The sequence below is a fragment of the Exiguobacterium mexicanum genome (genome assembly GCF_005960665.1).
Lineage (GTDB): Bacteria > Bacillota > Bacilli > Exiguobacteriales > Exiguobacteriaceae > Exiguobacterium > Exiguobacterium mexicanum_A.
In genome coordinates this window covers 441,306-453,615 of record NZ_CP040676.1, presented here as the reverse complement: position 1 = coordinate 453,615, position 12,310 = coordinate 441,306, and the positions used below count along the sequence as shown (strand labels likewise).

General features: G+C 41.3%; 12 protein-coding genes. 2 read left to right on the top strand and 10 right to left on the bottom strand.

Features of this window, described 5'->3' with window-relative positions:
• Positions 1-773: 773 nt before the first annotated feature.
• A complete protein-coding gene (gene istA / locus FED52_RS02835; protein WP_029595511.1) occupies positions 774-2,210 on the top strand; it encodes an IS21 family transposase in 1,437 nt (478 codons plus the stop codon).
• Positions 2,207-2,923, top strand: a complete 717-nt coding sequence (gene istB / locus FED52_RS02830) for an IS21-like element helper ATPase IstB (protein ID WP_029595512.1) — start codon at positions 2,207-2,209, stop codon at positions 2,921-2,923. The genes istA and istB overlap by 4 nt, the downstream gene beginning before the upstream one ends.
• 152 nt (positions 2,924-3,075) lie before the next feature.
• Here istB and FED52_RS02825 read toward each other — a convergent pair whose 3' ends face one another.
• From FED52_RS02825 to FED52_RS02780, 10 genes are all read right to left on the bottom strand, one after another.
• A complete protein-coding gene (locus tag FED52_RS02825; protein WP_138858863.1) occupies positions 3,076-4,242 on the bottom strand; it encodes a nucleotide sugar dehydrogenase in 1,167 nt (388 codons plus the stop codon).
• A 56-nt stretch (positions 4,243-4,298) separates the two neighbouring features.
• Positions 4,299-5,486 (bottom strand): lipopolysaccharide biosynthesis protein, encoded by a 1,188-nt coding sequence (locus FED52_RS02820; protein WP_138858862.1) that lies wholly within the window; start codon positions 5,484-5,486, stop codon positions 4,299-4,301.
• A gap of 7 nt (positions 5,487-5,493) precedes the next feature.
• On the bottom strand, positions 5,494-6,273 hold the full coding sequence (locus tag FED52_RS02815) for a glycosyltransferase family 2 protein (protein WP_167491751.1): 780 nt from the start codon (positions 6,271-6,273) through the stop codon (positions 5,494-5,496).
• A complete protein-coding gene (locus FED52_RS02810) occupies positions 6,266-7,051 on the bottom strand; it encodes a glycosyltransferase family 2 protein (protein ID WP_138858860.1) in 786 nt (261 codons plus the stop codon). The genes FED52_RS02815 and FED52_RS02810 overlap by 8 nt, the downstream gene beginning before the upstream one ends.
• Positions 7,052-7,105: 54 nt before the next feature.
• A complete protein-coding gene (locus tag FED52_RS02805; RefSeq protein WP_138860265.1) occupies positions 7,106-8,041 on the bottom strand; it encodes an IS30 family transposase in 936 nt (311 codons plus the stop codon).
• A gap of 169 nt (positions 8,042-8,210) precedes the next feature.
• Positions 8,211-8,855: an exopolysaccharide biosynthesis polyprenyl glycosylphosphotransferase gene (locus FED52_RS02800; protein WP_138860264.1), complete on the bottom strand. Its 645-nt coding sequence runs from the start codon at positions 8,853-8,855 to the stop codon at positions 8,211-8,213.
• Positions 8,856-8,902: 47 nt separating this feature from the next.
• Positions 8,903-9,802, bottom strand: a complete 900-nt coding sequence (gene galU / locus FED52_RS02795) for a UTP--glucose-1-phosphate uridylyltransferase GalU (RefSeq protein ID WP_138858859.1) — start codon at positions 9,800-9,802, stop codon at positions 8,903-8,905.
• Between the two features lie 221 nt (positions 9,803-10,023).
• Positions 10,024-10,791 (bottom strand): tyrosine-protein phosphatase, encoded by a 768-nt coding sequence (locus FED52_RS02790; protein ID WP_138858858.1) that lies wholly within the window; start codon positions 10,789-10,791, stop codon positions 10,024-10,026.
• A gap of 15 nt (positions 10,792-10,806) precedes the next feature.
• Positions 10,807-11,523 carry a CpsD/CapB family tyrosine-protein kinase gene (locus FED52_RS02785; RefSeq protein ID WP_138858857.1) on the bottom strand — a complete coding sequence of 239 codons (717 nt, stop codon included), beginning with the start codon at positions 11,521-11,523 and terminating at the stop codon, positions 10,807-10,809.
• The gene (locus tag FED52_RS02780; protein WP_138858856.1) at positions 11,516-12,238 is read right to left on the bottom strand and encodes a YveK family protein; all 723 of its coding nucleotides are present in this window, start codon (positions 12,236-12,238) and stop codon (positions 11,516-11,518) included. The genes FED52_RS02785 and FED52_RS02780 overlap by 8 nt, the downstream gene beginning before the upstream one ends.
• Positions 12,239-12,310 lie beyond the last annotated feature (72 nt).

Sequence of the window (12,310 nt, the reverse complement as noted above, 5' to 3'; positions counted from 1 at the left end):
GTCGTAGCACCCTGAGTAGCGTGTCGTGACTGATTCGAAAACCTAGGACGGTCGTGACACGCTCGGCTTCCTTCGCACTCATGGCCAACATTAAAGTGGACAACACACGCTCCGAACGGAGCGTTCTCCGCGAATGAGAAATGGCCCACGGCAATCGCTCTGTAAAGATGGAACGTTGGCATTTTGAGTTGTCGCAGAACCGTTTCGGTACTTGGATGTTCAGACGGAAAACCTGATGTATTCCTGAGAAGTCTTTTAGCCGCTGTGTCGTGAAACTGTGACGTCGTTGACAAGACTGACCACAGTCTGGAGAGCATGCACCGCTGGACACGAGACGAGCGGCAAAGTGTCTCACCCCATCGTGTGAATGAGCACTCGTGACGCACATGTGTAGTGCAAAATACAGCACAGTCGATCATCTAAGAACTCCAACTCGTTCATTGGAATCAATCGTTTTTGATTTTATTCCCATAATGTCAGCATCACTACCTCACCAACATTGCGTAAGAACCACTCCTATTTTGCACTATACAACTGGAACGGAGACAGTCCAGTGCTAAGCCGTCAACCACTCGGTCGGCATACACCAAACTATCGATTGCTACTTGCATATAACTGATCCATGTGTAATGCAAAATAGGAGTGCAGAAGTGTGCAACGGAAACGTACACAACTCTGCACTCCTATTTTAGAAAAGAAAAAGGACTTGCCAGCAACCATAATCTCACCCTAACGTTTAAGTTGCGACACAAGAACGTTAGGAGATGGAAGGAATGCTAGCAATGTCCGATATCAATTGTATCAAATATCTGAGAAACCACAAATCACATTCGATCAATCGAATCGCTAAAAATCTAGACCTCAACTGGAGGACGGTAAAAAAATACGCGGATTCAGCTCAACTGCCGAGTGAAACCATTCGCCCCAAGAGAGGCATGATGTACGGAACGAAATGGGGCGAGATGGTCGAGGATTGGTTGACCGAGGATCAAATGCTTCAGAAAAAGTTAAGACGAACGAATAAAAAGCTTTATGAAACGCTGGTGGCGAACGGATTCGAGGGTTCTTACCGGACGGTCTGCAATTTCATCAAGAGCTGGCATATGACGAGCGAGGAGGAAAACGACACAAGGCAAGAACGATTGCAACACCCTCCGGGTGAGGCACAGGTAGATTTCGGGACGATGGAAGTCGTCAAAGATAGTCATGCGGTCGATGTAAAATGCCTCGTCATGAGCCTGCCCTTCAGTAACCGCACAGCAGCTGTCGCCCTGCCCGCAGAAAACCAAGAGTGCTTTTTGACGGGACTCAAAATGCTTTTTGAAGAAATCGGTGGTGTACCGCAACAGCTCAGAATCGATAATCTCCCCGCCGCAGTCATCCAACCACGAACGACAAAAGAAGAGGCGATCTATACAGATGCTTTCCTGCAGTTCATGGCACATTACGGCTTCCAAGTTCAAAGCTGTAATCCTTACAGAGGTAACGAGAAAGGAAGTGTCGAGAACAAGGTAGGATACGTTCGGTACAATTTTCTTGTCCCAGCCCCTGTCATGCATGATTACGATTCGACGAACCGGCAACTCGCAGCTTCCCTACGGGATGACATGGAGAGAGTGCATTACGAAAAGCATGTGCTGATCCGTGAGTTGTTCGAAGAAGAGCAGAGACATCTATTGCGATTGCCGCAAGAAGACTTCCCCGTCTTCAAAGAAGAACTGTTCAAGGTGAACAAGTACGGCGAAATAACGATCGATAAGACGAAAGTCTTGATCCCTTCAGGGGCTCGTCATGGGCAAGTACGCGCCATCTTAAGGTGGGATTCGATGAAGATTCTCTCACTTCACGGAGAAATCCTCTACGAAGAAAAACGTCCCTACATGATGACAAAGCGTGCGCTCCCATGGGAAAACATCATCAGCACTTGGCACAAGAAGCCGAGAAGCTTCGGGCACTCCCGTTATTCCGAATATCTGCCGGGTAGAATCAAAGAGTACCTGGGCGTACCCAACTTACTCGTTCGGCAGGAAAGACTGGCCTGGATCCGAGCCAAGCTCGCACTCTATCCAATCCTCGAGATCAATGAACGCCTATACGAGCTACTGAGCGAGGACGACGATCCAGCCGTGGTTGAGGACCATCCTTATGATGTGGATTGGAGCAAGTACGATAGCCTGAATCGGCCTTGGGGAGAAGGTGGTGCAGTATGAGCCTAAAAGAAATGTGCAAATCGCTCCGCCTTGCCTATGTCGCTGAAATCTATGAATCGATTCCAACGGAATCCCCTGAAAAGTTTCTCACGGAGCTTTTCTCGATGGAAATGCGCCTCCGCGAGGAAGCGAAAGCGCAACGGTTAATCAAAAAGGCAAAATTCATCAACAATAAGTCACTAGACGACTATCATTGGGGCAATCACATCTACTTCCCAAAGCATTTAGATAAGGACGAACTGACCTCACTGAATTTCGTCGAGCACTCACAGAACGTCGTTCTGACAGGGTCCCCGGGTACAGGAAAGACCCATTTGGCCATCGGGCTCGGGAGAGAAGCTTGTCACAAAGGTTATGAGGTGAGGTTCTTCCGGGTCTCTGAACTCGTCGAGCAACTTAACAAGGCCTGGCGGGATGGAAAACTAGGCAACTTCCATTCTCGTCTCGAGTCGGCAGATATGATTATTTTAGATGAGATGGGATATCTCCCTCTCACAAAAGAATCTGCGGAACTTCTGTTTCATCTCATCACCGACTGGTACGAGCGAAAGAGCCTGATCATCACATCCAACCTTGAGTTCAGCCAATGGAATCGCATCTTTGGCGACGCGCGCTTGACTGCGGCACTCGTCGATCGCGTCATCCATCACGCTCACATACTAAACTTTACAGGTGACAGTTATCGTGTCACGCATGCGTTGTCGAAACACTAAAACCCAGCTGGCAAAGTTCTGTACTTTTCGTTGCATTATTGTGCACATTTGTATTGCAAAATACACTGATCCAGAAGGTTGAAATGCTATCGATGATTTAAAAGATTGAAAATATGGCAGCACGGGGACTGTTTCCTCGTACTGCCATATAATTAGTCACGACTGTACAAATCGCGTGTATAAACTTTATCGGCTACATCTTCAAGCTCTGGATGTAAGCGATTTGTCACGATAACGTCGGCTGTCTCTTTGAACGTCTCAAAATCGTTGATGACAGGAGAATTGTAGAATGATTCTTCTTTTAAAACTGGCTCATAGATAATAACTTCGACACCTTTCGCCTTGATACGCTTCATAATCCCTTGGATTGACGACGCACGGAAGTTGTCCGAATCCGTCTTCATCGTCAAACGATAGACGCCAACACGCTTCGGATTTTGCTTCAGAATCGACTCCGCAACAAAATCTTTACGCGTGCGGTTCGCGTCGACAATTGCCCCGATGATGTTATTCGGTACGTCCTCATAGTTCGCAAGGAGCTGTTTCGTATCTTTTGGCAAGCAGTAACCACCATAACCGAATGATGGGTTATTATAGTGTGAACCGATGCGTGGATCGAGCCCTACACCTTCAATGATTTGTTTAGAGTCAAGACCGCGAACTTCTGCGTACGTATCAAGTTCGTTAAAGAACGCAACACGCATCGCCAAGTATGTGTTTGAGAACAACTTGATGGCTTCCGCTTCTGTTGAGTCAGTCAATAACACCGTAATATCTTCTTTAATGGCAGCATCTTTTAACAAGTTCGCGAACACTTCCGCGCGCTCTGATTGCTCACCGACGACAATACGTGATGGATAAAGGTTATCATGCAACGCTTGGCCTTCACGTAAGAATTCTGGTGAGAAAATGATGTTTTCTGTATCAAACTTCGCTTTAACCTCATCTGTGTATCCAACCGGAACGGTCGATTTGATGACCATAATCGCATCTGGATTGATTGCTAAAACCGTTGCGATAACGCTCTCAACTGTGCGTGTATTGAAGTAGTTACGCACTGGGTCATAATCGGTAGGCGTTGCAATCACAACGTATTCTGCATCTTTGAATGCTGTCAAATTGTCTGTTGTCGCAACTAAATTCAATTTTTTATTTTGTAAGAAGTCTTCAATTTCTGCATCAACGATTGGAGACTGTTTTGCGTTAATCATGTCGACTTTGTCTTTCATGATGTCCAATGCGACTACTTCATTCGCTTGCGACAATAATACGGCCATTGAAAGACCTACATACCCAGTTCCTGCTACTGTAATTTTCATTTCAAACTCCTATCAAAATAGAATAGTAATCACTGAAGAATAGGTAATTATTCCTTTTACCTTCTATTTATCACAATTTTTTTCAATGCAATTATTGAAGTAGTTAATTGGAAGATAGAAGATATTATAAAACTGTATCCAGAACCATATATGCCATATAAGTGAATTAATGCCAAAGACGTACCTAAATGAATTACACACCACATGACCGATAAGTACGGCTGAATGCTATACTCTTTAGCTATAGTAAATATCACTCCTATCAAAATACTAGCATAGCTAAATATAGAGCCTATCAATAAAAGTATTAGTAAATCGTTATATTTAGAAATTTCTTCTGTATATACTACTCTTAATAAAAATTCGCCCCATAAATAAACAAGTGTGATTGCTGTAATTACTAAGATAGAAATAAACATAATAATTCGCTTTACTGAATCATAGAATTTATTTAAATTGCTTTGAAATAAATTTGTCAATGTCTTAAGCCTAACTTGAATTAACGAATTAATTACTAAATTACCAACTATTAAGAAATATGAAATCGTAGAGTAAATAGCTACTTCTTCAACACTTAACGTATATTCTATGAGATATTTCGGTATATTAATATACAGTATAGACAATGTTGAATAAATTGCTAAAGGTAATGTAAAAACTACAAATTCATTAAAATAATTGAAATTAAAATTTATACAATTGGGTTTTTCTATTTTTCTTAGTTCGAATACAAATATTAAAAGGGTAGTTAGCGCTAAAAGAAATAAAGAAGTTTCTAATGAATTATTAGACAATAAGCAACCTGTAAAAACTACTAATTGAATCCCAGATCTAATTACTTTATTAACTGATATATTGAAAATCAAATTGTTTTTCTGCCAGTATCCGTAAATTAAATCACTAAGCATCTCTCCAAATTTCCATAAAAAAATAAGTATAAATATGATATCGCTTTTGTTAATGACAATTAATAACCCATAACTTACTGATGCAAGTACTAAAAATAGAATTGCTCGTGATATTAAATAATCTATGATACCAAATTGAGGGAACCCATTCGTTACATATACTGTTCTATGTTGCATTTGAATTAAATAACTTACTGGCGCAATGATTGCAAGGAAATAAGTAAAAAGACCAAGTTCATTTATACTGAAGAATTTTGCGATTAATATTAAAATTGCAAATTGTGTAAATGCAACTGACAAATCTCCCATTAAATAAAATATACTTTTTTTCACCATATAAACATTACCTTATTTTATATTTGATAGAGCCTCTAGTCATAATTAATAATCTAGCTATAAATAAAAACACATTATTATCTAGCATTTTCCATTTCCTTAAAAGAAATTGTAAATTCAGAAGTGGCCATAAGTATGGGGAGTAAGCTTTAAAAAAAGCACCTTTATCTTCAAAATATTTTGTCGCATATCCGTTAAACCAAGAAGACGTACTCATATCAACTTCTCCGATTTTTATTGGGACATAGTATATTTTTAAACCTTTTTTTATACATTCACTTAAAAAAAGATTTTCCTCTCCCATTCTATATTTTGCACCCGCACCAAAACGAGTATTAAACTTTATATTATTTTTGATTATACTTTCTCTTTTAAATGTTATCTCGACAGAAGAAACCCTCATAATAGTTAGTTGATTAAGTCTTTTAAACGAGGAGCCAAATTCTTTACTTCTACCTCCCCCACTTCTTGAAACTTGAAAAGCAATTACATCTGCTTGCGGATGTTCTTTATAGGCCTGTATTATCTTTTCTTGATAACGATCTACAAACTTAACGTCATCATCTGAAATGATACATATTTCTCCATCACTATGTTTTAATGCTCTATTTCGACTAACGCTTAGTCCTTTTTCATTATAACTATAATAAACTGTATGATCTTTTCTAACTACTTCCTCACTGATACTTTCAGTTTGATTAATAATTATCGAGTCTAATGTATTCATTCTATGATGAAGATAAAAGTCACTGTCCATTGTCGATACCAAAACCTGAATTTTACTCATATAATGAATTCCCTTTTTTGTTATTTGATTTTCTTCTATAAACTGCATTTATTACATAATATGAAAAGAAATAAATAGATTTTATAAAATTAATTTGTTCATGATGTCTATATAAATACCATGTCCTTTTTAAAGCACTTATTTTATTCGAAGAGAGAGATCCCTTTCTTACTTTATAAGCAGTCAAGGAACCTTTACTATAGCCTCTAGCAACTGTGCCTTTTTTCAAAATTTGTAACCACGTTGCAGTATCCTGTCCTTTTTTAAGTAAAGGCATCCTAAAATCACCTATTACATTTTTATCGATCATGACAGTTGAACAACCAATAACAGTATTCTTTAATAAATCATTATATGTTAATTTAGAAGGTACAAATACCTCATTTATCAAAACATTATTCTCATTAATTCTTGTATAATTAGTAAATGTAAATGAGTAGTTATTTGTTTGCATGAAATCAATTTGTAATTCAAGTTTATTCGGCACCCATATGTCGTCTGCATCTAAGAAAGCAACATACTGCCCAGACGCTTCATCCAATCCGTAGTTTCTAGCTACAGCGGCTCCTGAATTATTACTAAGCGAAATAACATTTACTCTAGAGTCTCGTTCTTCGAATTCCTTAAGTTTAATTACGGTATCATCTGTAGAACAATCATCAACTAAAATTACTTCTAAATACTTATATGTTTGATTCAACACTGAATTCAAAGTCTCTTCAATTGTGTCAAAAGAATTATAAGTAGGTATAATCACTGAAACCATGTTCATTTGCATTGAAAAAACTCCTTAATTAATTTAAAACAATCGATTTTGTTATATGACGGTTTGTCAAATTAAGCGCAACACTTCCTCGGTGAGGACCTCGTGTGCGGTTTTCCAGTTCAGGCATTTTCTCGGCCGCCCGTTGATCTTGGCCAGCGCGTCCGTGAGTTCATCGTACGCCACCTGCGCGAAGTCCGTTCCTTTCGGGAAGAACTCGCGGAGGAGCCCGTTGGCGTTCTCGTTGCTCCTCCGTTGCCACGATGAGTACGGGTCGGCGAAATACATCGGCACGCCGAGTGACGACTGGATGCGCTCGTGACCGCTGAACTCCTTGCCACGGTCCGTCGTCGCCGTCTCGAACGTGCCGTCCGGGAAGGCGCCGTGCACCGCATGGATCGCCCCCTCCATCGAGGCCGCGGTGCGGTCCGTGATCGGCAGGGCGAGATAGAACCGGCTCTTCCGCTCGATGAACGTCGCGACGCACGCCTTCGATTTCCCTCGTCCGGAGACCATGGTGTCGAGCTCCCAGTGCCCGAACGTCTGGCGCCCCCTGACCTCTGGCGGTCGTTGCGAGATGGGGAGTCCAATGTTGATGCGCCCGCGCATCTCGGTCGGCTTTTGACGTTTCCCCTTCTGGCGGAGCACGGTCAGGGGCACGTCGATCCGTCCCGCATAGATCCAACGGTAGATGGTGGAGAAGGCAATTTTTCCTGTGTAGAGACGGCCGACGATCTGTTCCGGGGACCAGGTCGCACGCAGCTTCTCGACGATCGTCCGGCGCATCGTGTCATCGAGTTTCGTCTTGGCGCCGCAGTTGGTCTTCGCCTTCTCGTGGCGTTTCTGGGCACGTTCAGCCACATAGTCGGGGTTCCGTCTGATCTCCCGCGAGACGGTCGAGGGCTGTCGCCCGATCCGTCTCGCGATGGACCGGATGGACATCCCGAGCTCCAGATAGGTCTCTATTTTCACGCGTTCGGCTGTGGTAAGATGGGTGTAGCTCATAGCGATTCCTCCGTCTGAATGTTTGTGTGGTAACTTCATTCTACACGAGGCCGTCGCTATGGGCTTTTTTGCGTTCACGTTCAGGTGTTGCACTTAATTTTATAATTCATCATATAAAAAATATTAGTCATTGATAAAATTTCATGTTTAAAAGACTATGGACTAAATTTTAACGTGCACCTTCACCAGTAAAAATCACTTTAATCGTTTTAAATACAATAAGCATTTCTAATTTTAACGAATAATTTCTAATATAGTGTAAGTCTTCCTCTAATTTTTTTTCTACACTTAAATCGTATCCGCCATTTACTTGTGCCCATCCTGTTAGGCCAGGTTTGACAATAGTTCTGTATTTAAATTCAGGAATATTTTTGACAAATTCATCTATAAACACTCGCCTTTCAGGTCTTGGACCAATTAAAGACATATCTCCTTTTATTACATTAAAAAGCTGAGGTAATTCATCAATTCTCGTAGCCCTTATAAATTTACCTACTTTTGTAACTCTTGAATCATTAGGAATTGCCCAACGAGCGCCATTTTTTTCAGCATCTAACTTCATAGATCTTAATTTGTATATCCAAAATTCTTTATTCTGATATCCAACTCGTTTTTGTTTGTAAATAATGTTTCCTGGGCTCTCTATATATATAAAAATTGCAACTAAAAATATAATGGGTAATGTAAATAAAAATAAAAATATTGAAACGAACAAATCAAATGCTCTTTTATAAATCAAAAATGATTTATTAGGCAAATGTATTGGAAAAGCCTCAATTCCCGTAATAAATTCCATTCTAACAGGAACTTCCATCCCAAGATCTTCGGATAAATTGTTTTCAAAAGTTTTTTCTGCTAGTTTCATCTATATATTGTTCTCCCTTCATAATTAGTGATTAGTTCTTTCAAAATAACTAAAACTTCTTTTTCCAAATCTGGTCTATTCAAAGCGAATTCGATAGTAGTACGGATAAAACCTAGTTTTTCGCCCACGTCATATCGTTTACCAGTGAATTCGTAAGCAAATACATGTTCAACTTCGTTTAAACGTGTAATGGCGTCCGTTAATTGGATTTCACCACCCGATCCTGGAACTTGTGTTTCTAAGAAATTAAATATTTGGGGAGAAAATAAATAGCGGCCCAAAATAGCTAAGTTCGATGGCTCAGTACCTGGCGCTGGCTTTTCTACAAAAGACTCGACTTTATGTAAACCATTTTCTAGTGTTTCTTTCGGATCAACTATTCCATAACGATGAGTGACATCGCTTAAGACTGGCTGTACTCCAATGATTGAACGTTCTGTTTTGTAGTATTGATCAATTAATTGTTTAGTACACGGAATCTCTGACTGTACAATATCATCTCCAAGCATTACTACAAATGGCTCATCCCCAACAAAAGCCTTCGCTTGAAGGACAGCATGACCAAGACCCATTGGTTTTGACTGACGGATAAAATGAATGTTGATATTCGTCGTTTCTTCAACAAGTTTCAAAAATTCTGACTTGCCTTTTTCAATCAATGTTTGCTCTAACTCTGGCACCGAATCAAAATGATCCTCGATTGCACGTTTACCTTTTCCAGTGACAATTAAAATATCTTCTATTCCTGATTCAACTGCTTCTTCGATGATATATTGAATTGTTGGTTTATCGACAATTGGCAACATTTCTTTCGGCATCGCTTTTGTCGCTGGTAGAAAACGTGTGCCTAAGCCAGCTGCGGGAATTACGGCTTTCTTTACTCTTTTGGCTGTCATTTGGTACACCCCTTTATAGATAAATATATATTATATGTCTGATTCATAGAAAAAAGGATGTAACTTACATCCTTTCAAAATTATAAATTAAGATTATCACTTTAGACCTAATATAAAAACAGACAAAAAGTAAAATAAACCTAAAATCGTTCGACACTTGTCGACATTATTGTTATTTTTTCACTATTAAGTCAATGATTTAAGGCGAGTTTCAAAACAATTTATTTTTTCCATTTTCCTCGCCAGTTTTTAGTCGGTAATGTCGGCGGGTCGATGAATACAAAATCATCCTTGATGACTGCTTCTGCGTTAATGACATAATTTCCCCATTTGTCTGCACCGAGTTCATCCCGCACGACCTTCTCGACTTCCGTCCAATAAAACGTTCGTCGCCCCGTACTATGCGCATCTGATGCGATCAAATGGCTCAAGCCGTTACGTAGGAAAGCGAATGCGAGGTCTTTGACGTTATTTCCGAATGCTCCGGTCAAGCTGCTCGTTGTAATTTGTGACAATGCCCCCGATGATACAAAGTCCATTAGTCGTTTCGGGTTCGTCGCAAATTCTTTATTTCGCTCAGGATGCGCAATAATTGGTGTGTATCCTTCTGTTTGAAGCCCAAAGAAGAGCTGTTCCGCATAAGCCGGTACCGAGTCACTCGGAAACTCGACGAGCACATACCGAGATCCGGCAAGCGATAACGCTTCCCCTTGTGATAACGATTCAACCAGGTCACCGAAGATTCGAATCTCTTGGCCCGAATACAAATCGAGATTAATGTTTTCTTGTCGAAGTACATTTTGAAGTCTTGTCACAGCATTTGGTACATCTAGTTCGCTCGTGTCAAACTGCGGTTGAAACGCGTGGGGGGTGACCACGATTGCAGTCACCCCTTCACTTACTGCGCGCTTCGCCATTTCTACCGCTTGTTCGACTGTTTCCGGACCGTCATCGACGGCCGGTAATAAGTGACAATGGATATCAATCATGGCGTGCTCTCCTTCTTATTCATATGCGTAATAGTAATAATGATCGTCGCTACCTTGTGGTTCGCGCTTGTTCAAGACGACACCGAAGATATGTGCATCAGCCAAAATAAGTTGTTCTTTTGCTTTGACGACCATTTGGCGGTCTGACTTATCACAACCGACGACGAGGACGACGCCGTCAACTTTACGGGCCAAGAGGCGCGTATCTGCCACTTGCATCATCGGAGGTGCATCTAGAATGATGACGTCATAGTTCGCTTTTAATTCTTCTAGTACACGATCCATCATCTTCGATGACAATAGTTCTGACGGGTTTGGTGGAATCGGACCGGCCGCAATCAAGTCTAAGTTCTCGATTTGTGTCGTGTGCGTCGCTTTGTCCACCGTTGTTTTTTTGGCCAATACTGTCGATAGACCAATCCCGTTCGATAAACGGAATGTGAAGTGAGCTGTCGGACGACGCATGTCACAGTCGACGAGCAACACTCGCTTCCCTTGTTGTGCATAAACAACCGCGAGGTTAGATGATGTCGTCGATTTCCCTTCACCGGACGAGGCTGACGTGATGACCATCGTCTGCAACTCGTCATCGACCGCCGTGAACTCTAAGTTCGTGCGGATCGTACGGTATTGTTCCGAGATTGGCGACTTCGGTTTCAATACCGTAATCAACTCACGACCTGACTTGTCGTATTGGGTATGCTTATGTTTCTTTTTTCCGAACTTAAACATGGACTCGTTCACCTTTCACGTTAGCTTGACGTTGTTGACGCATTTCGACTTTATCGATGACAGGAATCGATCCGAGAACCGGAAGTTCCAAAATCGTCTCGACATCTTGTTCTGTCTTGATTCGACGATCGAGCACTACTCTCAGGAATGCCATAGCCACACCGATCATCATTCCAAGAACTGTCGCAATGGCCGTGTTCAATAAGATGTTCGGGCTAACCGGCAACATCGGGACTGATGCGTTCGAGAGAACTTTGACGTTGTCGACGCTCATCAATTCAGGTACTTCTGTCGAGAAGACATCGCTAATCTCGTTGGCGATATCGGTGGCGAGCACCGGGTTCGTATGTTGAACTTTAATGTTGATGACCTGCGAGTTTTGTTCGCTGTTGACTGTGATTAAGTTTGCAATATTATCAGGGGCACCGATTACATTTTCTTGAACCTGCTCTAAAATGGCTGGACTTTGAATGATGACCCGGTATGTGTTGACCAACGTTACTGATGATTGAATCTGGCTGTTATCTAGAGGCATATTTTCGCCTTGTTTCGGTGCCACGAGTACTTGTGTCGATGCTTCATATGTTGGACTAATGACGAATGAGCTCACTAAAAAGGCGATTAACGCCGCGATGATTGCTAAACTTGCGATGAGCCATTTGCTCCGTTTTAAAATGGAGAATAGTTCTCCAAGGGAAATTGTTTCTTCTTTCATCTTCGTCTGTTCTCTCCTCTGTTTTTTAAAGTCACTACTGGAAAAATTCCGCAGATAATATTTAACAGTGCC

Excerpts from the sequence above, each read along its gene's own strand:
- istA (WP_029595511.1), top strand. The coding sequence starts at position 774 with ATGCTAGCAATGTCCGATATCAATTGTATCAAATATCTGAGAAACCAC.
- istB (WP_029595512.1), top strand. The coding sequence starts at position 2,207 with ATGAGCCTAAAAGAAATGTGCAAATCGCTCCGCCTTGCCTATGTCGCT.
- FED52_RS02825 (WP_138858863.1), bottom strand. The coding sequence starts at position 4,242 with ATGAAAATTACAGTAGCAGGAACTGGGTATGTAGGTCTTTCAATGGCC.
- FED52_RS02820 (WP_138858862.1), bottom strand. The coding sequence starts at position 5,486 with ATGGTGAAAAAAAGTATATTTTATTTAATGGGAGATTTGTCAGTTGCA.
- FED52_RS02815 (WP_167491751.1), bottom strand. The coding sequence starts at position 6,273 with ATGAGTAAAATTCAGGTTTTGGTATCGACAATGGACAGTGACTTTTAT.
- FED52_RS02810 (WP_138858860.1), bottom strand. The coding sequence starts at position 7,051 with ATGCAAATGAACATGGTTTCAGTGATTATACCTACTTATAATTCTTTT.
- FED52_RS02805 (WP_138860265.1), bottom strand. The coding sequence starts at position 8,041 with ATGAGCTACACCCATCTTACCACAGCCGAACGCGTGAAAATAGAGACC.
- FED52_RS02800 (WP_138860264.1), bottom strand. The coding sequence starts at position 8,855 with ATGGAAGTTCCTGTTAGAATGGAATTTATTACGGGAATTGAGGCTTTT.
- galU (WP_138858859.1), bottom strand. The coding sequence starts at position 9,802 with ATGACAGCCAAAAGAGTAAAGAAAGCCGTAATTCCCGCAGCTGGCTTA.
- FED52_RS02790 (WP_138858858.1), bottom strand. The coding sequence starts at position 10,791 with ATGATTGATATCCATTGTCACTTATTACCGGCCGTCGATGACGGTCCG.
- FED52_RS02785 (WP_138858857.1), bottom strand. The coding sequence starts at position 11,523 with ATGTTTAAGTTCGGAAAAAAGAAACATAAGCATACCCAATACGACAAG.
- FED52_RS02780 (WP_138858856.1), bottom strand. The coding sequence starts at position 12,238 with ATGAAAGAAGAAACAATTTCCCTTGGAGAACTATTCTCCATTTTAAAA.